At 64.2% G+C, this 21,214-nt stretch carries 18 protein-coding genes; 5 read left to right on the top strand and 13 right to left on the bottom strand.

What is annotated here, in order from left to right:
* Positions 1-105: 105 nt before the first annotated feature.
* Positions 106-993 carry a hypothetical protein gene (locus JOD97_RS27905; protein WP_229264771.1) on the top strand — a complete coding sequence of 296 codons (888 nt, stop codon included), beginning with the start codon at positions 106-108 and terminating at the stop codon, positions 991-993.
* Between the two features lie 269 nt (positions 994-1,262).
* Here the strand turns inward: JOD97_RS27905 and JOD97_RS27900 are convergent, their stop codons facing one another.
* Complete coding sequence (locus JOD97_RS27900; protein ID WP_209725751.1) at positions 1,263-2,417, bottom strand: Fic family protein; 1,155 nt, start codon at positions 2,415-2,417, stop codon at positions 1,263-1,265.
* 233 nt (positions 2,418-2,650) lie between these two features.
* Positions 2,651-3,538 carry a hypothetical protein gene (locus JOD97_RS27895; protein WP_229264770.1) on the bottom strand — a complete coding sequence of 296 codons (888 nt, stop codon included), beginning with the start codon at positions 3,536-3,538 and terminating at the stop codon, positions 2,651-2,653.
* A 171-nt stretch (positions 3,539-3,709) separates the two neighbouring features.
* Between JOD97_RS27895 and JOD97_RS27890 the strand changes: the two genes are divergently transcribed.
* A complete protein-coding gene (locus tag JOD97_RS27890; protein ID WP_209725750.1) occupies positions 3,710-4,849 on the top strand; it encodes an MFS transporter in 1,140 nt (379 codons plus the stop codon).
* Between the two features lie 83 nt (positions 4,850-4,932).
* Here JOD97_RS27890 and JOD97_RS27885 read toward each other — a convergent pair whose 3' ends face one another.
* Entirely contained in the window at positions 4,933-6,534 is a 1,602-nt protein-coding gene (locus tag JOD97_RS27885) for a tryptophan halogenase family protein (RefSeq protein WP_229264769.1), read from the bottom strand.
* 247 nt (positions 6,535-6,781) lie between these two features.
* Here JOD97_RS27885 and JOD97_RS27880 point away from each other — a divergent pair, with 247 nt between their 5' ends.
* The gene (locus JOD97_RS27880; protein WP_209725749.1) at positions 6,782-9,208 is read left to right on the top strand and encodes a TonB-dependent receptor; all 2,427 of its coding nucleotides are present in this window, start codon (positions 6,782-6,784) and stop codon (positions 9,206-9,208) included.
* A gap of 198 nt (positions 9,209-9,406) precedes the next feature.
* On the opposite strand, the gene JOD97_RS27875 is transcribed toward JOD97_RS27880, so the two are convergent.
* Positions 9,407-9,832, bottom strand: coding sequence for a DUF2141 domain-containing protein (locus tag JOD97_RS27875; RefSeq protein WP_209725747.1), 426 nt, complete (start codon positions 9,830-9,832; stop codon positions 9,407-9,409).
* Positions 9,833-9,946: 114 nt separating this feature from the next.
* On the opposite strand from JOD97_RS27875, the gene JOD97_RS27870 reads away from it, so the two are divergent.
* On the top strand, positions 9,947-10,480 hold the full coding sequence (locus tag JOD97_RS27870) for a sterol desaturase family protein (RefSeq protein WP_209725745.1): 534 nt from the start codon (positions 9,947-9,949) through the stop codon (positions 10,478-10,480).
* On the opposite strand, the gene crtB is transcribed toward JOD97_RS27870, so the two are convergent.
* From crtB to JOD97_RS27835, 7 genes are all read right to left on the bottom strand, one after another.
* Positions 10,377-11,351, bottom strand: coding sequence for a 15-cis-phytoene synthase CrtB (gene crtB / locus JOD97_RS27865; RefSeq protein WP_209725743.1), 975 nt, complete (start codon positions 11,349-11,351; stop codon positions 10,377-10,379). The genes JOD97_RS27870 and crtB overlap by 104 nt on opposite strands.
* The gene (locus JOD97_RS27860; RefSeq protein WP_209725741.1) at positions 11,348-12,838 is read right to left on the bottom strand and encodes a phytoene desaturase; all 1,491 of its coding nucleotides are present in this window, start codon (positions 12,836-12,838) and stop codon (positions 11,348-11,350) included. Before JOD97_RS27860 ends, crtB begins: the two co-directional genes overlap by 4 nt.
* Positions 12,835-14,010, bottom strand: coding sequence for a lycopene beta-cyclase CrtY (crtY, locus tag JOD97_RS27855; RefSeq protein ID WP_209725739.1), 1,176 nt, complete (start codon positions 14,008-14,010; stop codon positions 12,835-12,837). Before crtY ends, JOD97_RS27860 begins: the two co-directional genes overlap by 4 nt.
* Complete coding sequence (locus JOD97_RS27850; protein ID WP_209725737.1) at positions 14,007-15,311, bottom strand: glycosyltransferase; 1,305 nt, start codon at positions 15,309-15,311, stop codon at positions 14,007-14,009. Before JOD97_RS27850 ends, crtY begins: the two co-directional genes overlap by 4 nt.
* A gap of 14 nt (positions 15,312-15,325) precedes the next feature.
* Positions 15,326-16,288 (bottom strand): polyprenyl synthetase family protein, encoded by a 963-nt coding sequence (locus JOD97_RS27845; protein ID WP_209725735.1) that lies wholly within the window; start codon positions 16,286-16,288, stop codon positions 15,326-15,328.
* A gap of 133 nt (positions 16,289-16,421) precedes the next feature.
* The gene (locus JOD97_RS27840) at positions 16,422-17,786 is read right to left on the bottom strand and encodes an MFS transporter (protein WP_209725891.1); all 1,365 of its coding nucleotides are present in this window, start codon (positions 17,784-17,786) and stop codon (positions 16,422-16,424) included.
* Between the two features lie 152 nt (positions 17,787-17,938).
* Positions 17,939-19,279, bottom strand: a complete 1,341-nt coding sequence (locus JOD97_RS27835) for a GH1 family beta-glucosidase (protein ID WP_209725733.1) — start codon at positions 19,277-19,279, stop codon at positions 17,939-17,941.
* A gap of 311 nt (positions 19,280-19,590) precedes the next feature.
* Here JOD97_RS27835 and trmB point away from each other — a divergent pair, with 311 nt between their 5' ends.
* On the top strand, positions 19,591-20,271 hold the full coding sequence (gene trmB, locus JOD97_RS27830; RefSeq protein ID WP_209725888.1) for a tRNA (guanosine(46)-N7)-methyltransferase TrmB: 681 nt from the start codon (positions 19,591-19,593) through the stop codon (positions 20,269-20,271).
* On the opposite strand, the gene JOD97_RS27825 is transcribed toward trmB, so the two are convergent.
* Together JOD97_RS27825 and JOD97_RS27820 are read right to left on the bottom strand one after the other, a co-directional pair.
* Positions 20,272-20,673: a hypothetical protein gene (locus JOD97_RS27825; RefSeq protein ID WP_209725731.1), complete on the bottom strand. Its 402-nt coding sequence runs from the start codon at positions 20,671-20,673 to the stop codon at positions 20,272-20,274.
* The gene (locus tag JOD97_RS27820; RefSeq protein WP_209725730.1) at positions 20,673-21,182 is read right to left on the bottom strand and encodes a hypothetical protein; all 510 of its coding nucleotides are present in this window, start codon (positions 21,180-21,182) and stop codon (positions 20,673-20,675) included. Before JOD97_RS27820 ends, JOD97_RS27825 begins: the two co-directional genes overlap by 1 nt.
* Positions 21,183-21,214 lie beyond the last annotated feature (32 nt).

Genomic DNA, 21,214 nt, shown 5'->3' with positions numbered 1-21,214 from the left:
CTAAACGTTAAAACTGATTTGGAGTATCATACTTCTAAGCTGGCAGTCTATCAATAGGTTTACAACTTTGTCTTCCTGTGCAATATTTCTTGTAAAGGAGAGACTGTGGCTAATTCTACCGACAAGTATGCGCTTTATCTTCCCGACTGGTCCCACACTCCGGGCGAGTACCCTGTCGGTGGCCAGAGAGTTACCCCCTCTGAATATCTTCCTGGCATGGAGCGACATTTGTTTTGCCCCGAATGCTTCGCTCCGCTTTTTCGATCTCCCAAAGGCCGTGATCGTAGCTCAGCAGGTAAGTCGGCCTATTTCGCCCATACGCGTTCCGTTCGGCCGCCGTGCAGTATCCGAACAAAACCCACTGAGGGGCGTAGATATGAGAATGAGGAGGAGGCACGTAAGGCGATTGAAGACGGGCGCCTCGTGATTCTTAGCGAGTTCATGCAAGACAGGCCGGAGGGGCCGAGAGGTGAGGCGGGTGAATATGACCAAGGTCCAGTCGAGGATATGGAAGGGCCGCTTGCTTCAGTCCCAATAGCACGACATCGGGGAGAGTCATTTCTGCTGCCGAGCCGGATTTCCACGATTGCAGGCATGTGCCGAAATTTTGATGAGAATTTCGATAAGTACTTTGTAATGCCTGGCGCTCAATATGCTGTCCCACTTCGAAAGCTCCTTTTCAGCGTTGAAGACGTGAGTGAACCGAATGCTGTACCGAGGCTCTACTTTGGAAAAATTACGGGTCACCACCAATTATGGACGTCTGCGAAATGGAAGACAGCGCTTCAACATTCGGCGCCAGGCGTGGGAGATTTCTGCCTCAAGTTACGCGGCTCAATGCAGGCCGAAAAAGGTATTTCGAAGGATAGTGTAGGCCGATTCTTACTAATGTTTGGACCGGTCACAATCAACGGAAGCGGACTGTGTCTGGAAAATTTGGGATACGGTGAGTTCGCGTTACTTCCACAGCAATACGAATATTTGCTGGAATAGAACAATTCTGTTATGGGTTAAGGGCAAGCTTCCGATAGTGCAGGTATTCCAATGCTGCGAGCGATAAAACTTCGGCAAATTCACCTCCCCAAACAGAATTTTTGGCAGCATCCTCCGGGCGGGCGTTCTCATCGAATTGCAGTAATTGGGGAGAGGAGATTGGCCGGAGAGCCACATCTTTGCTGAATTCCTTATACGGCTTCCCAAGCTTACGACGAGGGTTCGATTCCCTTCACCCGCTCCATAAACAATCGACTGTAGCGGCGCGTTTATGCCGCGCGCGCCAGCAACTCGATGTAGTTCTGGTAGCTGAACGTCCTGTTTTTTCGCTGTCCCGTCATTTCCATCACGATCCCCAGTTCCTCAAGCAGCTTGACGGCGGCATTCGCTGTTGGAAAGCTCGTCTCCAGTTGCTGCCGAGCTTTGTCCACCGTGAAGCGAGGCATCGTCGGCAGCAGTTCAAACAGGCGGAAAGCGGCGGAGCCAGCCTTGGGTGATCCAAGCAACCGGCGCCGGTCGGCCGCGACCAGGGTCGCCACATCGATGACGCTTCGTTCAGCCTCGGCCGCAGCTTCGGCCACGCCGACCAAGAAAAAGTCTACCCAAGCCTCCCAGTTGCCATCGGTGCGCGTGGCGGAGAGCAAGCGGTAGTATTCCGTCTGGTTGCGTTTCAGGTATCCGCTCAGGTACAGCAGCGGCTCCTTTAAAAGGTCCCAATGTTCGAGCAGCGCGGTGATCAGCAAGCGACCAATGCGCCCATTCCCGTCAAGGAATGGATGAATCGTTTCGAACTGCGCATGGATGAGGGCGATGATGACCAACGGCGGTAGTTGCCTAGGTTCCGTATGAATGAATCGTTCCAGATCGCCCAGCAACCGGGGTATTTGCTCAGGTGGCGGCGGGAGAAACGCGGCGTTGCCGGGCCGGCTACCGCCGATCCAGTTTTGCGTGCGGCGCAGCTGGCCTGGTTGTTTGCTGGCGCCCCTGACTCCGTCGAGCAGTATCCGGTGCGCCTCGTAAATTAAGCGCACGCTTAACGGCAGTCCGTGGATATCGCGCAGATTGTCGCGCACCATGCGGAATGCCCGCATGTAATTGGTGACTTCCTCGACATCGTCGCGATTTTCCAACTCGACACCGGCTTCCTGATCGAACAGGTCGATCAGGGTCGCCTGGATACCCTCGATTTGAGACGTCAGCAACGCTTCCCTGCGTACCGCGCTGTAGAGCAGCCATTCAACCGAAGGCACGAGCCCGGATACTGCGGAAAGCCGTGCCAACGCTACTTCCGCCGCACGGTTTTGTGCCTCGTACGACTCAGGTGCCAATGGCGGCTCGGCCGGCGGAAGGGCATGCGGCACAAAGGCACGCACTGTCTCGCTGAGCGTGGTGACCTTGATAAACGAGCCGGAAGCGCGTGCCATTTCAAGCTTTCTTTAATAGTTACCATCCATATTAAAGCATCCTTTAATACGATGAAAGCCTGGAGTAACGCCATGCCTGGCTCAAAACGACACAAGGCGGCGATCACGCATGATCCCCGCCTTGCTAACAAATCACACCGACCGGATTACGTCAGTATGGCGATCAGGATGATGATGGGCAGTGGGATGCCGAGCAGCAGTAGCAGTATCGAGCGCATAGTATTCTCCTTGAATTAGATGACGGTGCGCGTGACGACACGCGCGTGATCGCGGTTGCGGCCGCCGATGGTGGCGCACAGGCTGGCGACGAAGGCGCCCAGCAGCAGCGCGAATGTCATCCACAGCGCAGAACGCGCGGCCGCCTTGCGTGCCGCTTCCGCCGCCGCCATGGCCTTGGCCTTCACGTCGGCCGCCGCCTGCTTGGCCTGGCCGTAGATCGCGTCGACACGCTGTTCGGCTTCCGCTTGCGACAGGCCGCTGCGCTTGGCCACCAGCTGCGCCATGTAGGTGCGGTCGTCGGCGCTGATTTTGCCGGCCGCCAGATCGGCGACAAGGATGCGGGTGATCTCCTCACGTTCGGATGCCGTGGCGCCCTGGCCGTTCGGCGAACGCAGAAGCATGTCGGCGAAGTAGTCGTTCGGGCGCGGGTTGTCGGCCACCGTCGCGGCGCCGGTTGCCAGCGCCGGTGCTGCCGCGCCGCTGGCGTCGATCGCGCCGCTCAGGACAGCGCGCGCGCCGCCGGCCAGTACCGCCACCGTGATCAGGGTCGCCACCGCCCATGCCAGCAGGCCGTGCGCGGTGTCGCGGAAGTGCACTTCGTCGCCGTGGATGCTGGCCCATTTGACGCGCAGACGGCCGGCCATGTAGCCGCCGATGCCGGATGCCGCCAGCTGCGTGAAGGCGACCCACACGATCGTGGCGATGCCTATCGGGGCGGCGTTGCGTTCGTACGGCGAGACCGACGACAAACCGAGGCCCATGCCGAGGATCAGCAGGATGAACGAGAGCGCGGCCGCCGCCGCCGCGCCGGCGAAGATGGCGCCCCAGGAGACGCCGGACGCGTAGCCGTCGTCGCCATCGCGGCTGACCACCGCGCCGGGTGTGAATGGTTGAGTTTGCATGATTTTTCCTTATGATGTGTTGAACAACGCGGATCCGATCATGCGCCTTCATCGGCGATAGCAATGTTAGCGCTCGTACGGATGCACCGTTTTCGTGCGGATTTCGTCGCGGCGCCACTTGCCGTATACTTACCGGTCGAGATCGCTTTGCCCCTATCCGGAAAATCCCCCATGAATTCAATCGGCCCGAAACAGCGCCTGTCCACTCGTCTTGCCTTTCTTGCCGCCGGCCTGGCCATGTCGGCCTGGGCGCCGCTGGTGCCGTTCGCCAAAGCGCGCCTGGCGCTGGGCGAGGCCGATCTGGGCCTGCTGCTGCTGTGCCTTGGCGCCGGTTCGCTGATGGCGATGCCGGTCACGGGCTTGCTGGCGTCGCGCTTCGGCTGCCGCATCGTGGTGCTGGTGTCGGGCGCCTTTGTGTGCCTGGTGCTGCCCGGATTGGCGATCGCCCCCACGCCGATGCTGCTGGGAGCGACCTTGTTCGCGTTCGGCGCGGCGCTCGGCACGCTGGACGTGGCGATGAACGTGCAGGCGGTGATCGTCGAACGCGAAAGCGGCGGTTCGCTCATGTCCGGCTTCCATGGGCTGTTCAGCGTGGGCGGTTTTATCGGCGCCGGCTTGATGGCGTTGATGCTGTGGGCGGGCTTGAGCCCCGTCGCGTCCAGTGTGGCGATATCGTTGCTGGTGGCGCTGTCGCTGGCGATCGGGGCGCCGCATCTGCTGCGCGAGCCTGATGCGGAAGAGGGACATGCGTCGATGTTCGTGGTGCCGCACGGCGCCGTGATCTTCATCGGCGTGTTGTGCTTCCTGTGCTTTCTGGCCGAGGGGGCGATCCTCGATTGGAGCGCTTTGCTGCTGACGTCCGAGCAGGGGATGGATGCGGCCCGCGCGGGCCTTGGTTATGCGGCGTTCGCGATGGCGATGACGGTGGGGCGCCTGACCGGCGACCGGGTGGTGCGCAAGTTCGGCGGCAAGCGCGTGCTGTTGTTGGGCGGCTTGTGCGGGGCGGTGGGGTTCTTCGGCGCGGTGCTGGCGCCGTCGCCGACGCTGGCGCTGGTGGGCTTTTTGTTGGTGGGCCTGGGCGCGTCGAACGTGGTGCCGATTCTGTTCACCGCCGCAGGGAATCAGAGCGCGATGCCGGCCGGGCTGGCGATCGGCGCTATCACCACGCTGGGGTATGCGGGGATTCTTGCGGGGCCGGCGGTGATCGGGTTTGTCGCGCATTCGGCCAGTTTGAATCTGGCCTTTGCCGGCTTGGGGTGCGCGATGCTGGTTATTGCGGCCAGTGCGCGGCTGGGGGCTGCGCGGGGGTGATTGCGGCCGTCGGCGGAGCGGGCATGGCGGATTACGCTTCGCTAATCCGCCCTACGTGGTTTAGAGTTGGTTTGCCGTTGTGGTCAGGTGCCGGTTTTCTTTTCTCCTTGGCGGATGAAGTGGTCCACCAGTGCGCGGTGCGTTGGCAGGTCGGCCACCGCGCGGCGCGACATCTGGTCGATCATCTGGAACTCTTTGCGCGCTTCGTCGAAACGCGGCAGCGTCAAGGCGTTGGCGTATTGCTTCGTCGGGAACTCCATGCCGTACAGGACGTACTGCCAGCTTGACGGCGGATACATCTCCACGTCCACCACGAAGTCCATCCGGTGCGGCGGTCGATTGCGCCACATCGACAGCTTGTCGCGCAGCGAGTCCGGCACGCTGGCCGGGTCGGTGTTGTCGATCCAGAATTGGCTGTCGGTGCGCTGCGTGAGGCAGTAGTGCATCTTGACGAAATCGACGATGCGCTCGTAGCGCGCCTTCATCATGTCGTTGTACACCTTGGCCACCGGCGCCATGTCGCCGCTGTGCGGGAACAGGTAGCTGACCAGGTAGGCCGCCGTTTCGATCAGGCCGATGCCGGACGATTCGAGCGGCTCCAGAAAGCCGCCGGATAAGCCGACAGCCGCGCAGTTTTTCACCCAGTGCAGTTCGCGGTAGCCGACGTTGAGTTTGAGCTGGCGCGGGTTGAGCGCGTCGCCGGCGGGGCCGATGTATTGGCGCAGCACCTGCTCGGCGCGGGTGTCGTCGGTGTGCCGGCTCGAATACACATAGCCGATGCCGCGCCGTTTGTGCAGGCCGATGTCCCAGGTCCATCCGGCTTCGTGCGCGGTCGATATCGTGTAGGAGGGGATGGGCGCATCCGCACGCTCGTACGGCACTTGCATCGCCAGCGCGCGGTCGACGAACAGCACGTCGTTGATGTTGCGGAACGGCGTGCCTAGGGCCTCGCCGATCAGCGCCGCGCGGAAGCCGGTGCAGTCGATGTAAAGATCCGCCGTCAGCGTGCCCGCTTCCCTGGTGTGCACGGCGCCGATCGCGCCTTGCGCGTCGAGTTCGACGCGTTCCACCGTGGCCTGCACATGCTGGACGCCCAGCGATTGCGCGTGGGTGCTGAGCAGGGCGGCGAATTTGCCGGCGTCGAAATGGTAGGCGTAGTTCAGCGGTCCCAGGAAGTCGGCGTCGTTGGGGCGCTTGGGCGCGTGGGCGGCGTCGGCGACGCGCTTTTGCATCGTCGCGGCGGCGGCGAAACCGGCGCCCGGCGCGGCCGCGCCCTGCAGCCAGTAGGGCAGCAGTTCCGGTCCGCCGGGACGCTGGCTGGGCAGGCTGAAAGGGTGGAAGTAGTGGTCGTTGCCCGGCGCGCCGGGCGGGCGAACCCAGTCGGTGAACTTGATGCCTTGCTTGAAGGTGGCGTCGCATTCGCGGATGAAGCGGCCCTCGTCGATGCCGATGGCGGCCAGCGTGCCGCGGATCGACGGGAAGGTGCCTTCGCCGACGCCGATGATGCCGATTTCCTTCGACTCGACCAAGGTCACGCGTACGCTGTCGGCGTCCGCGCCGCAGCCGACCGTGCGCGCCAAAAACGCCGCCGTGAGCCAGCCGGCGGTGCCGCCGCCGACGATCAACACCCGCTTGCCCCCCGTGTTCGCGACCGCCTGCATGCCGTTTTCTGCTGCCGTTTTCATCTGTTTTCCCCGTCTCCGTGCGTAGCGCGTCTGTTTGCTGATTCGTTTGAGAAATATCAACAAAAACAACGACGATACAATTTTTAAATTGACATCGGTGTTTGAGATTATGTACCATGAAATCGATTTCACAAATAAAGAAAACGATTTCAGCAGATTTGAAATCGATTTCACACAACATGAAATCGTTTTCCACGATAAATGGCGGCGGCGCTTCTCATAGGCGCCGGTGCGCAAAAGGAGACTTATGAATCACGTACCGCAAACCGGCAAGCGTCTGCTTTCGCCGATCCAGATGGCCGTCATCGCCTTGTTGGCCGGCACCAGTGTCGCCCACGCGGCGGGCCAGGCCGAGCAGACCGCGCCGGCCGCCGCCGCCGCCGGCGACAAAACCAGCAACACGATCACAGAGGTGTATGTTACCGCTACCAAGCGCACCACTTCGTTGCAGAAGACGCCTGTCGCCGTCACCGCGCTGAACGCCGCCGCGTTGGACGACAACCACGTGCAAACGATCCAGGACGTCGTCAACCTGGTGCCGGGCTTCTCGGCCACCGGCCAGGGCGACCACGGCGTCATCACCATGACCTTGCGCGGCATCGGCAACGACAGCGCCAAGACCGAATACGCCGACCCGGAAGTGGCCACCTTCGTCGACGGCATCTACTCGCCGCGTCCCGAAGGCGCCACCGCGCTGCTGTTCGACCTGGACGCGATCGAAGTGCTGCGCGGTCCGCAAGGCACGCTGTGGGGCCGCAACTCCACCGTCGGCGCGGTCAACATGCAGACCGTGAAGCCGGAGATCGGCAGCACCGCCGGCTTCTTCGAGGGTGGCTACGGCAACTACGCCCGCTTCGGCGCGCGCGGCGCGGTCAACATCCCGATCAACGACCAGATGGCGATGCGCGTGGCGTTCGTGCACGAGCAGCACGACGGCTACATCGATTACCAAAACCCGCAGGACGTCTCGCTGGCCGACCAGCGCGCCGCCGCCGCGCCGGTGATCGCCGCGTGGAACGCCGCCCATCCGGGCAATCCGATCGCCTTCCAGCCGATCAACAACAACAACTACGTCCGCAACGGCCAGAAGTACAGCGCCCAGGACCAGAGCGCGGCGCGCGTCAGCTTCCTGTGGCGTCCGAGCGCCCAGTTGAAGTGGAACGTCGCGTACGAGCACTACGCCGACCGCGGCACGCCGAGCATGAACCTGTTGCAGCAGCAGCGTGCGGGCCAGCCTTTCTGGTCCGCGCTGGTGGACGTGGCGCCGAACGTGGTGCGCGATTCGAACTCGGTGCGCAGCCGCGTCGACTACGAAATCAACAAGGACATCAGCCTCGCCTACATCGCCGGCTACTCGCGCTTCAACGGCTCGTCGACCTACGACCAGGACGGCGGCGCGCGTCCGGCCACCAGCTTCACCACCGGCGGCAAGTACCAGGCCAACAACACCGTCTGGTCCAAGTACAAGAACTACAGCCATGAAGTGGAAATCCAATCGACCGGCAAGCGCGACGTCGACTGGCTGCTTGGCCTGTACTACGCCAACGAAAACAACGGCATCCGCTTCGACATCCCGATCATGAACGGCACCCAGCAGGGCACCGTCGACTGGCAGGGCTCCTTCATCCAGCCGAAGGAAACGGTGGACTCGAAAGCCGTCTTCGGCCAGACCACGTGGAACGTCAACGACAGCCTGCACCTGACCGGCGGCCTGCGTTACACCTCGGACGAGCGCAAGAACATCGGCGGCACCAACAACGGCTGGAGCGATCTGACCGCGCCGCAGATTCCCGTCAATCCGTCGATGAATCCGCTGGCGCCAGGATCGGGCTTCTCGACCTACCAGCACAACGACGGCAAGTTCACCGACAACAAGCTGACCGGCTTGCTGCGCCTGAACTACGACATCGACAAGAACAACATGGTCTACGCCAGCGTGGCGACCGGCTACAAGTCGGGGGGCCTGCAGGACGGCGGCGTGCCTTACGGCTCGGAGTCGCTGACCAACTTCGAAGTCGGCTCGAAGAGCACCTTCCTCGGCGGCGCGGTACGCATGAACAACGCGGCCTACTACTCGAAGTTCAAGGACTTCCAGTTCAGCGCGCCGATTACCAATCCGGACGGCACGCGCGGCCTGGCCACCAGCAACGCCGAAGGCGCCAAGATCTGGGGCCTGGAGACCGAGATCGCCGCCAAGATCACGCCGGTGGACCGGGTGCAGTTCACCGCCGCCTACACCAACGCCAAGCTGAAAAAACTGATCGGCGGCAGTAACGACTACGTGCTGCCGGCCTGCCCGGTGGCCGGCATCAGCACCTGCCTGGACGTGACGGGCAACACGATGCCGCACTCGCCGAAGTTCAGCGCGCAAGCGATGTACCAGCACAGCTTCCAGTTCTCGGGCGGCACGCTGATCCCGCGCATCAGCGCCCACTACGAAACGGCCAGCTGGCTGAGCGTGTTCAACCTGGGCGAGCCGGATCGTCAGAAGGCCTACACCCGTACCGACCTGGGACTGCGCTTCGACGCCGACTCGAAGTGGTACTTCGACGCCTTCGTCCGCAACGCCGAGGACAAGAACGTCAAGACCAGCGCGATGAACGCCAACGGCCCGTGGCAGGCGCAGTATCTGCCGCCGCGCACGTTCGGCATCAACGTCGGCAAGACGTTCTAAGGAATAGCAGCAGTAAGGAGTTTCATGTAGTCCAGTGTTGTCTGTGGTCTTATGGCCCCTCGCCCTCTCCAGGTCGAGGGGCTTTTTTTAATCCGGGGTCAGGTCCACCATTTCTACACGAGCTGGTCTGTAGAAGCCCGCACGGCCATTTTAATGCTGAACTCGTGTAGAAATGGTGGACCTGACCCTGGAGTTGCTTTAGCGCAGTTTGATTTTCGCCACTGTGGATTCGTCGCCGACGTCGATGGCGGCGTCGCTGAAATCCGGTGGGCCGAACTTTCCGCGCGCGTCGCGGCTGAAGCCGTAGTTTTCGCTGGGGATGCCGATCAGATTGCGGTCCAGCTTGTCGTTCTGGTTTTCGTCCTGGTAGGCCAGTACTGCCCACGTTCCCTTCGGCACGTTCTGTATCGTTACGACCACGTCGGTAGCCTGGGCCGGCACCGAGCCGCTGTACAGGCAGTCCTTCAGGAAGCGTTCCTTGTCGCACACGGCGACGTTGACTTTGCCCCTGCCGGCGACCACCGACGATACCCGCACCTCGACCGTGGCGGCCGATGCCGATGCCGCTGCGGCGCTCAGCACGGCGGCGGCGAGGAATAAAGATCGCTTGTCCAGTGTTTGCATAGGTTTCCTTTGTTTCGCGTCGATGCGCGGTGGGTTGCTGGCGCTGCGGAAAGAGCGTCTATGGTAGGCTGTCTGCATCGCAGTTTTCACCCGATCGACGGATCGATCCCACCTATGATATTAAACACGCTCATCGTCCTGATCACCATTGTGTTGATGGAATTGTTTTCTATTGTCGCGCACAAATACATCATGCATGGTTTCGGTTGGGGATGGCACCGCTCGCACCACGAGCCGCGCACCGGCTGGTTCGAGAAGAACGACTTGTACGCGGTCGTGTTCGCCTCGCTGGCGATCGCGCTGATCTATTTCGGCACCGAAGGCCGTCATCCGCTGGAATGGATAGGCGCCGGCATGACCGCCTATGGTTTCCTGTACTTCGTCGCCCACGATGGGCTGGTCCACCGTCGCTGGCCGTTTCAATACACGCCCCGCAGCGGCTACCTGAAGCGGCTCTACCAGGCGCACCGCATGCACCACGCGGTCGAGGGAAAAGAGGGCGCGGTGTCGTTCGGATTCCTGTACGCGCCGCCGGTGGTGGAACTCAAGCGTCAACTGCGCGAGCTGCACGATGGTCCTTTGTCGTCGCGTCGGGCCGCTGCCACAGACCTTGCCGGCGCGGCGCCATCCGCCGAAGACGCGAAGTAAGCGCGCCCGCGCCGCCCTTGGCCAGCAGCCAGACCTTGGTCGCGCGCGACGTGCCCACCCGTTCGTCCCATGCGCGTGGTCCGCGCGCCTTGACGTTGATGCCGATCTGCCGATACACATTGCGCGCCGTGGCGATGGCCCACGCGCAGCGCAGCGGCAGCGCGATGATGCCCTGCGTCGCCGAGGCGTAATACGGTTCCGCGTAATCGACCAGCCGCGCCGCGACGCCGGCCAGCGCCGCGCGGTGCTCGGGCAGCGCCAGCTCATGGGGCGGAATGCCCGCCTCGCGCAGCCACGCGGCCGGCACGTAGCAGCGCCCCATGCGCGCATCCTCGACGATGTCGCGCGCGATATTGGTCAGCTGGAAAGCCAGGCCAAGGTCGCAGGCCCGGTCCAGTACCGTCGCCTTGTTCGCGCCCATGATGGTAGCCATCATCAGTCCGACGACGCCGGCCACGTGATAGCAGTAGCGCAGCGTGTCGTCGATCGTTTCGTAGCGCGCCTGTTCGACATCCATGGCGAAGCCGGCCAGGTGGTCGAAGGCGAAACGCGGTGCGATCGTATGGCGCAGCGCCACTTCCTGGAAGGCGGCAAAGGCGGGATCGCCCATCTTTTCGCCGGCGTAGGCGCGCCTGGTCTGGTCCTCCAGCATCGCCAGTTTTTCGGCGGCGTCCTCCTGCGCCGGCGCCGGTTCGACGGCGGCGAAGCCCAGCTCCTGGCCGTCGACCACGTCGTCGCAGTGACGGCACCAGGCGTACAGCATCAACACGCTGCGCCTCACGTCGGCCGGAAAGAGCCTGGCCGCGGCGGCGAAGCTTTTCGAGCCGACCTTGATGGTCTGCGTGGCGTGGTCCAGCAATGCCTCGCTCATCGTCCGAACTCCTCGATCATCAGGCCCGCCGTCGCCTTGGCGGAGCCGATCACGCCCGGCACGCCGGCGCCGGGATGGGTGCCGGCGCCGACCAGGTACAGGTTGGCCAGTTCGCTGTCGCGGTTGTGCGGGCGGAACCAGGCGCTTTGCGTCAGGATCGGTTCGAGCGAGAACGCCGAGCCGACGTGCGCATTGAGCTCGTCGCGGAAGTCGAGCGGCGTGAAGATGCGGCTGGTGACCAGCTGCTTGCGCAGTCCCGGCATGTAGCGGCGCTCCAGATACTCGAAGATGCGGTCGCGGTAGCGCGGGCCTTCGACCGTCCAGTCGATATTCGCGTTGCCCAGGTGCGGCACCGGCGCCAGCACGTAGTGGCTGCCGCAGCCCGGCGGCGCCAGCGACGGGTCGGTGATGCAGGGCGCGTGCAGGTACAGCGAGAAATCGTCGGCCAGCGTTTTACCGCCGAAGATGTCGGTGATCAGTTCCTTGTAGCGCGGCCCGAAACAGACCGTGTGATGCTGCAGTTGGCTGTGGTGGTGATCGAGCCCGAAATACAGCACGAACAGCGAATTGCTGAAGCGTTTTTTGCGCAGCGCGCCGGCCTGCGACGGGCCGCGCGGATGTTGCGACAGCAGATCCGCATACGTGTGGACGACGTCGGCGTTGGACGCCACCGCCTGCGCCGGGAAGTGGCGCCCATCGGCCAGGCGCACGCCGTTGACGCGCGCGCCGCTGGCTTCGATCGCGGCGACGTCGGCGTTCAGTTCGATGCGGCCGCCGATATCCTGGAACAGCCGCACCATGCCGTTCACCAGCGCGCCGGTGCCGCCGCGAGGGAACCAGACGCCCCAGCGCCGCTCCAGCGCGTGGATCAAGGTATAGATCGACGACGTGGCGAACGGGTTGCCGCCGACCAGCAGCGAGTGGAAGGAGAACGCCTGCCGCAGATGCTCGTCCTCGATAAACTTCGACACCATGCCGTAGACGCTGCGCCATGCCTGCAACTTCGCCAGTTGCGGGCCGGCCTGGATCATGTCGCGGAACGACAGGAACGGCACGGCGCCCAACTTGAGGTAGCCTTCGTCGAACACCGCTTTGGAATACGCCAGGAAGCGCTGGTATCCCTGCACGTCGGCCGGGTTGCGCGCGTGGATCTGGCGGTCCAGCGCCTCCTGGTCGTTGGCGTAGTCGAAGTGGCTGCCATCCTCCCAGCACAGGCGGTAGAACGGCGCCACCGGCAGCATGTCGACGTAATCGGACAGGCGCTTGCCGGCGACGGTGAACAGTTCCTCGATCGCCGACGGATCGGTGATGACGGTGGGGCCGGCGTCGAAGGTGAAACCCTGGTCCTGGTAGACGTAGGCGCGCCCACCCGGCTTGTCGCGTTTTTCCAGCAAGGTGGTTTGAATGCCGCTCGCTTGCAGACGGATGGCCAGCGCCAGGCCGCCGAAGCCGGCGCCGACAACCACTGCCTGTTTTGTTTCGTTCATGCGGGTTTCCTGATTTGATGGGGATGGATTTTTCGTGCGGCCGATAGCGCCTGGCCGACCGGGACCGGCGGCTTGCCCGACACCAGGCGCGCCTTGTCGCCCAGCGTCAGCCGTCCCGCGTAAAAGCGGGCGATCAACGGCGCCGGAAGGCGGTAAAAACGCTGCATGACGCGCCAGCGGTGGTCGGCGTCGCCGGCCAAAAACAGCATGCGGTTGAGCAGCCGGAAGAAGCGCTGGCCGCGCCATTCGTCCAGCGCGGTGCGGCGTATGGCGTCGAACAAGGCCGGCGCGGTCAAGTCGTCGAGCGCCGCTATCCGCTCGGCCAGCCGCACCGCGTGCGGCAGCGAGTAGCCGGTGGTCGGGTGGAACAGGCCGGCCCGCAGGCCGGAACACGGCTGCCCGTCCAGGTCCGCCCAGAAGCGATCGATATCGCCCGCCAGCACGATCGGCAGCGAGCCATGTTCCTCGCGGATGGTCTCCTCGATGCGCCAGCCGCGCGCGGCGGCGTAGGCGGCGATGTTGGCGCGCAGGCGTTCCGGTTCCCACGCGCCGGTGTCGACGTAGTGCGTGTCTTCGATCAGCAGGCGGTCGGCCGCGAACGGCAGCACGTAGACGAAACGGTAGCCGCCTTGCTGCGCGACGCTGGCGTCCATGATGACGGGGGAGGTCAATCCGTGCGGCGCGGCCAGGCGAACTTCCTGGCCGAGGAAGGTTTGGTAGCCCAGCGCCAGGCGCTCGGTGGCGCGCGGGCCACGGCCGTCGATGACGGCGCCCGCTTGCAAAACCTCGCCGTCGGCCAGGCGCACCGTGGTCGGGGTCAGGTCCGCTATCCCTGCCGCCAGCCGCAGCGCGGGGCCGAGCGCCGCTTCGATGACGCGCGCGAAATCGCCAGAGAAAATGCTGGCGTAACCGCCGTCGAGCTTTCTGGCGTGTTCGGGGAAGATGACATCGTAGTCCGGCCAGCGCGCCGAGACCAGCGGCGCGAGCCATTGACGCTGCGCGGCATCGAGGTCGCTGTCGTGGAACGACCAGGTGTGATTGCCGCCGATGCTATCCGCTTGATCGAGCAGCAGGATGCGCAGCGACGGGCGCGTGGTCCGCAGCCGCCACGCGATCAGCGCGTTGGCCAGGCCGCCGCCGGCCAGGATCACGTCGTACGGCGCGCCGCTCATGCGCGGGCGCTCGCTTCGTTCGATGCTTGCGCGTTCAGGCCCAGCGCCGCTTCGACGATGTCGGCGGCGCGCTGCGTGCCGCCGGCTTGCGCCAGTTGCGCCGCCAGTGGCGCCAGCTGCTGCGCATATGCGGGGTCGGCGAGCAGCCGCCGCAAGCGCGCGGCCAGTTGCTCCGCTCCGGCGAAGCGCGGCGACGCCCGCAGGCCGATGCCGGCATGGCTGATCCGCGCCGCCACGCCGGGCTGGTCGAAGGCGATCGGCAGCGCCAGGATCGGCGTGCGCGCGGCGATCGCATCCATCGCCGTGTTCAATCCCGCATGCGACACCACGGCGTCCGCCCGGGCCAGCGCGGCCTGCTGCGGCGCGAACGCGCACACGGTCGTCGCGCCCGCCGGGCCGGCGCTTTCGATGGCTTGCGCCTGGCGCGCATTCAAGCCGCCGCAATGGGCGACCAGCAGTTGCGCGTCCAGCGCGCGGCAGGCGCGGGCGATGCGCTTGAACAGCGCAAAACGCTGGCCTTGCAGCGTGCCGAGCGAGGCGAAGATGAAAGGGCGGTCGCCGGCAATCGCCGGAAGGGCGTCGCCGCCATGCGCGCTGGCGGTGTGGCGCAGCGGCCCGACATGGTGAAAATACGGCGGCGGATTCCGGCGCGGAAAGTCGAACCCGGCCACCGTCTGGCTGATTTGCGCCAGCGGCGACAGGCACTCGTGCAGCGCCGCGCGCGCCGGGATGCCCAGGCCACGCGCCTGCCGCTCGATGACCTTGCGGTGCGGCGCCATGAGCCAGTCGTACACGCGCGCGCTGCCTTCGTACATCTTCAACGCGCGCTCGCCGGTGCCGAATTCGAACGGCATCACGGGCAGGGGGATGCCCGGCTCGCGGTTGACCGGCAGCGCGCAGGCGATGGAAATGAACGGCATCCCGAGCGCCTCGGCCACCAGCCCTGCCGCCGCCTCCATTTGATCGCCGAGCAGGGCGTCGACGCGCAGCGCCTCCAGCGCGGCGGGCAGTTCGCGGCACAGCATGTCGGTGGTGTCGGCCATGTCGACGATGACCTTGCGCAGGCCGAGCGGGCTGCCCGGATTGGCCGCCAGCCGCAGCGAGGCGGCCAGCGATCCCGGTGGATAGCGGTCGGCGCCGAGCGCGTGGAAGCCGATGCGGGCGTCGGTGATCCAGGCGGCGGCGTCGGGCCGGTGCAGGAAGGTGACCCGGTGCCCGCGCGCGATCAGCGCCAGCGCCAGCGCGGCCAGCGCGTTGAAATGGCTGTAGAAGGCCGGGGCTACCACGCCGAAGTGCGCCATGCGATGTCCGCGCGCTAAGGCGCGTGCAGATCGGCGACGGGACCGGCCTTGCGGAACAAGTTGCCCACCAGGCGACGCGTGCGTTGTTTGCTGCCGATGGCGTCCGTCAGGTAGCCGTCGGCGTCGCGCAGGTGCGCGGCCAGGCGGCGCTGGGTTTTTTCCATGCCCAGCGTGGCGGTGATGGTGGCCTTGCCGGCGTCCTTGCCGACGTCCTTGCCGGTCAGCGCGCTGTCGTTGCCAGGGCCGTCCTGCAGGTCGTCCTTGATCTGGAAGGCGTGGCCGGCGGCCATGGCGAAGGCGCGCAGCGCGCGCAGCACCGGTTCGTCGGCCTGGGCGATGATGGCGGCCATTTCCACCGACAGGCCGAGCAGCACGCCGGTCTTGAGTTCGTTGGTGGTGGCGATGTCGTCGACCGTGCGCTTTTGACCGCCGTGCAAATCCTGGAATTGTCCGCGCACCAGGCCCTGGGTGCCGACCGTTTCGGCCAGCGCGGCGACCAGGCGCGCGCGTATCGACGGCGAGATGTCCTGCGCCTGGGCCAGGATGTGGAAGGCGCGGCTGAGCAGGGCGACCGAGGCCAGGATGGCGACGTTTTCACCGAACTGGATGTGGACCGTGGGCTTGCCGCGGCGCAGCTTGGCGTCGTCCATGCAAGGCAAGTCGTCGAGTATTAGCGAGGCGGCGTGCACCAGCTCGACCGCACAGGCGGCGTCGAGCAGGGCCGGCGACGCGCAGCCCAGATCGCGCGCCACCAGCATCAGCAACATCGGACGCATGCGCTTGCCGGCGCTCAGCGCGGCCGCGCGCATGGCCGCCGTCAGCGGATCGCGCTGGTCGCCGCCGTCGCCAAGGAAGTGACGGATGCGTGCTTCGAGCTCGCCGCGCAGGTCATCGATCTCCGTTTCCGGCGCATCGCCGAGGATATCCCCCAGGGATTCTCGGTGGATGCCGCTGAACCGCAGTGTTTCCGTAACCATGCGCAAGTCCTTGTGCCAATTGCATAATAAATTCCCTTGCGGGTGATCATACCTATGCAATCCCGCGTAAACAGGACTTCAATCAATCGTGCGAGCGCTAACGCACATAAAAACGGGTCAGTTTCTGGACAGGCTAGCTCTTGTGATGGAACGGCGCGAACCACGTGACCAGGAAAGATGGGATCGTCGCCGCCATCACCAGCCAGAAATAGTGTACATATCCCAGCGCCTGCTGCAGGTGGCCGCTGACGACGCCGGTGACCAGCATGCACAAGCCCATCAAACCGGTGCCGAAGGCGTAGTGGGTGGTGGTGTATTTGCCGGGCGCCAACTGCTGCATCAGGTAAATCATGAAACCGACCGAGCCGAAGCCGAAGAAGAACTTTTCTATCGCCACGCCGGCGCTGATCAGCCACAGGTTCTCCGGCTGGTAGATGCTCATCAGCAAGAACGTGACGTTGGGGATGTTGACCGCGCAGCACAGCACGAACAAGGTGGCCGGCAGGCCCCGGCGCGCGACAAAGATGCCGCCCAGCAGGGAGCCGAGCAGCACGGCGATCAGGCCATAGGTGCCGTAGATCAGGCCCAGCATCTCGTTGGACAATCCCAGGCCGCCCTTGGCGACCGGATCGACCATGAAGAACGGGCCGATTTTTTCCAGCAGCCCGATACTGAGGCGGAACACGAAGGCGAATCCCACCATCAGCCAGACGTCGCGCTTCTGGAAGAAGGTGACGAAGGAGTCGCGCAGGATGAAGGCCGCTTCGGCCACCGACTTGGGCGCGTTTTCGGCCTTGGCGCCGTCGGGCATCACGCGCAGGTGCCACAGCGCGGTGACGATGGTCAGCGCGGCGGCGATGAAGAAGATGATGCGCCACGATTCGATCCATTCCGGTCCGAACACGCCGGCTTGGTGGTGGAAGTAGTGGGTGTGCAGCCAGCCGCTCAAATACACCATGCCGCCCGAGGCGACGATGGGGCCGACGTTCCAGCTCAGGCTCTGGATGCCGCAGAACAGCGATTGGGTCTTCGAGTCGAGCGAGGTGACGTAGACGCCGTCGGAGGCGATGTCCTGGGTGGCGCCGACCAGCGACAGGATCCCGAACAGGAACACCATGATGACCAGGTAGTTCGGCAGCGACATCGCCAGCGCGACGGCGGCAAAGCCGATGCCGACGATCAGCTGCGCGCACAGCACGAAGAACTTCTTGGTGCGGTACATTTCGACGAAGGGCGCGAACAGCGGCTTGATGGTGTAGGCCAGGATCAGGTAGCTGGCGTATTGCGCCGCCTCGCCGTTGCCCATGCCGAGGTTCTTGAACATGATGGACGTGACGCTGGTGAGCATCATGTACGTGAGCGCCATCGAGAAGTAGCCGGTCGGTACCCACAGCATCGGCGTGCCGCGTGCGAACATGGCGCTCAGGAGCGATTTCTGCTCGCCGTTGTCGGGGGGAGCCTGCTGCTCTTGCGGCGTGGCGGAAGGTGCGGTCTGCATGGTGTCGTCCTCGTTGTTCTCGGTGGAGTGTAGCACTTGGCTCTGCGGCCAATGGGTACTGCGTTTGGGGCTTCCCGTAATCCGCCACGCTCCGTCGGCGGCTCATGGCGGATTACGCGCTGCGCGCTAATCCGCCCTACGGTTCAATACCGTTATGCCGCGTGCGCGGCCTGCTGCGCGCGCTGCTTGATCAAATAATCGCGGTACCACAGAGCGCTATGCTTCAAGGTGCGCTTCTGCGTCGCGTAATCCACATGGACGATGCCGAAGCGCTTGGCGTAGCCCGAGTTCCATTCGAAGTTATCCAGCAAACTCCAAAGGAAGTAGCCTTGCACGTCCACGCCCTGCAGGCGGGCGTCGTTGAGCGCCTTCAGGTGGCGCTGCACGAAATCGATGCGCGCTTCGTCCGGCACTTCGCCGTTGACGACGGTGTCCGGATTGGCCATGCCGTTCTCGGTGATGTAGATCGGCGGCAGCTCGTATTCGGCGTTGAGCTTGAGCAGCAGCTCGGTCAGGCCGTCCGGGTAGATTTCCCAGCCCATGTCGGTCTTGCCCAGCTTCGCTTCCGGCTGGCGCGGCGGCACTTCGGCGCTGCAGTAGGAGCGGAAGTAGTAGTTCACGCCGAGGAAGTCGATGCGGTGCTGGATGTCCTTGAAGTCGTTCTCTTGGATCACCGGGCCGTTGTCGCCGTAGACCTTGAGCGCCAGTTCCGGGTACTTGCCCTTGAAGATGGGGTCCATGAACCACTGCACCGAGCGCGCGTATTCGAATTCCGCCATCGCGATGTCGGCCGCGCTGTCGGTGGCCGGATCGGCGGTCCATTGATTGAGCACGATGCCCAGCTTGGCCGAGCTGCCGACCGAGCGCATCGCCTGCATCGCCAGTCCGTGCGACAGCAGCAGGTGGTGCGAAACCTGCACCGATTTTTTCAGGTCCGTCACGCCCGGCGCGAACTGCGAGTTGCCGTAGCCAAGATTGGCCGTGCACCATGGCTCGTTGTGCGTCGCAATTGTTTTCAAGCGGTTGCCGAAACGGCGCGCCACTTCGGCCGCGTAGTCGGCGAAGCGGTAGGCGGTGTCGCGATTGAGCCAGCCGCCGTCGTCCTCCAGGCCTTGCGGCAGGTCCCAGTGGTACAAGGTCGCGTGGGCGGCGATGCCCTTGCTTTCCAGTTCGGTCAGCAGGCGGTCGTAGAAGGCGAAGCCGGCCTCGTTCCACGCGCCTTTGCCGGTCGGCTGCACGCGCGACCAGGCGATCGAGAAGCGGTAGGCGTCCACGCCCAGGCTGGCCATGATGGCCACGTCTTCCGGGTAGCGGTTGTAGTGGTCGCAGGCGACGTCGCCGTTGGTGCCGTCGATGATCTTGCCCGGCGTGTGACTGAAGGTGTCCCAGATCGACGGGCCTTTGCCGTCGGCGGTGGCGCCGCCTTCAATCTGGAAGGCGCTGGTGGCGATGCCCCAGGTAAACGAGGGAGGGAATTGCGTGAAATCGGTCATTTTTGTCGTTTTTGGCAGGTTAAACATGGGGCGGAGAGGGCATTTTGACGTTTGAAAACGATTTCACGCCTCTTGTTAGGATTAGACCTCAACTCCCTGTGAGTGTCAATCATTTGCTGATTGGTGGCCTGCGGGCGTTTAACCCGCCATCGTAAGAGGGGTCGTACCCCGTTGGGTACGACCCCGCGACGGATCGGCCTGCGGGGTGCTTTAGGAGCGCGCTGATATAATGCTGCCTCATTATTTATCAGCTTATCCACCAGCTTCCCAACATGTCTTCCGAAACCCCTAAAGACGGCCCGGCGCGGCCGATGCTCTACGACCCGACCGAACACCGCATCCGCAGCTTCGTCACCCGCGCCGGCCGGCTGTCGACCGCGCAGGCGCGCGCGCTGGAAGAGCAGGGGCCGAAGTTCATGATCGGCTACACCAAGGCGCCGCTCGACTACGAGCAGGCGTTCGGCCGCAAGGCGCCGGTGGTGCTGGAAATCGGCTTCGGCATGGGCGGCACCACGGCGCACATCGCCGCCGCCATGCCGGAGAAGGACTTCATCGGCGTCGAGGTGCACACGCCGGGCGTGGGCAGCCTGCTCAAACTGATCGACGAGCAGGGCCTGACCAACCTGAAGGCCATCCAGCACGACGCGGTCGAGGTGTTGAACCAGATGATCCCGGACGGCTCGCTGCACGGCGTGCATATCTTCTTCCCGGACCCGTGGCACAAGGCGCGCCACAACAAGCGCCGCCTGATCCAGGCGCCGTTCGTCAAGCTGCTGGTGCAAAAGCTGGCCGTGGGCGGCTACCTGCACTGCGCGACCGACTGGGAAGACTACGCGGTGCAGATGCTGGAAGTGCTGGGCGCCGAAGAGGGCTTGCAGAACACCGCCGACGGCTACGCGCCGCAGCCGGCCTATCGTCCGCTGACCAAGTTTGAAAACCGCGGCCTCAAATTGGGCCACGGCGTGTGGGACCTGGTCTTCACCAAGAAGTAGTTATTTGGGCTGCCGGGCCAGCGCCGCGTTGAAGCGCTTGATCACATCGTCCGGCACCATCTTCGTGCACCAGAGGCGGCGTTCGTATTCGCCGCGATAGATCACGTCCGAGAATTTTCCCCTGCTGTCGCGGCCCGGCATGTCGACCCAGCTCATCATGCAGGCCGGCTCGCTGTTCTCGTTCAGCAGCACCAGCTGGCGCTTGGCCGGCGTGCGGCGGATTTCGTAGGCGATGCCGGCGGCGGCCAGGGCGTCGGTCACCGGCTTGGCCGCGTCCCCGGCCAGCTGGCCTTGCGGATTGGTATAGTGCACTCCCTGCCGCTCGCTGTAGTGGACGATCAGGGTCTGGCCGGCCGCCGCGCCGCCCGCCATCGCCAGTATCAGTGCGGCCAGTGCCTTCATCACGACTCCAGCGTTTCCATATCCAGCACGACGACATAGGCCAGGCGGCCGTTCTTCCACACGCCGCCGCCACGCACCTGGGCGTCGCAGGTGGTGATTTGATCCGGGATTTCCTCGCGTTTCAGGTTGGCGCGGAAGGCCAGCGAGGCCTTCGGCGACAGGTAGCCCGTCATGCGGCCATCGAGGAACACGGCGACGGCCGCGCTTTCGTACGGATTGGCGTCGTCCGGCACCAGCGTCGCCAGGTACGGCACCTTGGCCGGCTGCTCGCCATGGTCGCCGGCCAGTTCCTTCAGCGTGTTCTGGTAGCGCGATTCGTTGACCACTTCGACCAGGAAGCGGCCATCGTCGGACCAGTGCAGCGCCGCCGGCGCGTCCGGCAGTTTCGGCTCGTACGGCGTGGCCGGCAGCGGCGGCAGCACCATCGGCTTGGCGGGATTGGTCTTGATGATCGCGTAGACCACCAGCGCGGTGGCGACGATGATCAACAGGGAGATGGCGAATTGCATGGCGAGTCTGTCCGGGTGCTGGCGTGTGAGGC

The organism is Duganella sp. 1411 (assembly GCF_017833525.1).
In the GTDB taxonomy this organism is placed as follows: domain Bacteria; phylum Pseudomonadota; class Gammaproteobacteria; order Burkholderiales; family Burkholderiaceae_D; genus Rugamonas.
Note: the sequence above shows the minus strand (reverse complement) of the source record. Positions and strands in the feature narration are given on the sequence as shown.

Excerpts from the sequence above, each read along its gene's own strand:
- JOD97_RS27900 (WP_209725751.1), bottom strand. The coding sequence starts at position 2,417 with ATGGCACGCGCTTCCGGCTCGTTTATCAAGGTCACCACGCTCAGCGAG.
- JOD97_RS27895 (WP_229264770.1), bottom strand. The coding sequence starts at position 3,538 with ATGCAAACTCAACCATTCACACCCGGCGCGGTGGTCAGCCGCGATGGC.
- JOD97_RS27890 (WP_209725750.1), top strand. The coding sequence starts at position 3,710 with ATGAATTCAATCGGCCCGAAACAGCGCCTGTCCACTCGTCTTGCCTTT.
- JOD97_RS27885 (WP_229264769.1), bottom strand. The coding sequence starts at position 6,534 with ATGAAAACGGCAGCAGAAAACGGCATGCAGGCGGTCGCGAACACGGGG.
- JOD97_RS27880 (WP_209725749.1), top strand. The coding sequence starts at position 6,782 with ATGAATCACGTACCGCAAACCGGCAAGCGTCTGCTTTCGCCGATCCAG.
- JOD97_RS27875 (WP_209725747.1), bottom strand. The coding sequence starts at position 9,832 with ATGCAAACACTGGACAAGCGATCTTTATTCCTCGCCGCCGCCGTGCTG.
- JOD97_RS27870 (WP_209725745.1), top strand. The coding sequence starts at position 9,947 with ATGATATTAAACACGCTCATCGTCCTGATCACCATTGTGTTGATGGAA.
- crtB (WP_209725743.1), bottom strand. The coding sequence starts at position 11,351 with ATGAGCGAGGCATTGCTGGACCACGCCACGCAGACCATCAAGGTCGGC.
- JOD97_RS27860 (WP_209725741.1), bottom strand. The coding sequence starts at position 12,838 with ATGAACGAAACAAAACAGGCAGTGGTTGTCGGCGCCGGCTTCGGCGGC.
- crtY (WP_209725739.1), bottom strand. The coding sequence starts at position 14,010 with ATGAGCGGCGCGCCGTACGACGTGATCCTGGCCGGCGGCGGCCTGGCC.
- JOD97_RS27850 (WP_209725737.1), bottom strand. The coding sequence starts at position 15,311 with ATGGCGCACTTCGGCGTGGTAGCCCCGGCCTTCTACAGCCATTTCAAC.
- JOD97_RS27845 (WP_209725735.1), bottom strand. The coding sequence starts at position 16,288 with ATGGTTACGGAAACACTGCGGTTCAGCGGCATCCACCGAGAATCCCTG.
- JOD97_RS27840 (WP_209725891.1), bottom strand. The coding sequence starts at position 17,786 with ATGCAGACCGCACCTTCCGCCACGCCGCAAGAGCAGCAGGCTCCCCCC.
- JOD97_RS27835 (WP_209725733.1), bottom strand. The coding sequence starts at position 19,279 with ATGACCGATTTCACGCAATTCCCTCCCTCGTTTACCTGGGGCATCGCC.
- trmB (WP_209725888.1), top strand. The coding sequence starts at position 19,591 with ATGCTCTACGACCCGACCGAACACCGCATCCGCAGCTTCGTCACCCGC.
- JOD97_RS27825 (WP_209725731.1), bottom strand. The coding sequence starts at position 20,673 with ATGAAGGCACTGGCCGCACTGATACTGGCGATGGCGGGCGGCGCGGCG.
- JOD97_RS27820 (WP_209725730.1), bottom strand. The coding sequence starts at position 21,182 with ATGCAATTCGCCATCTCCCTGTTGATCATCGTCGCCACCGCGCTGGTG.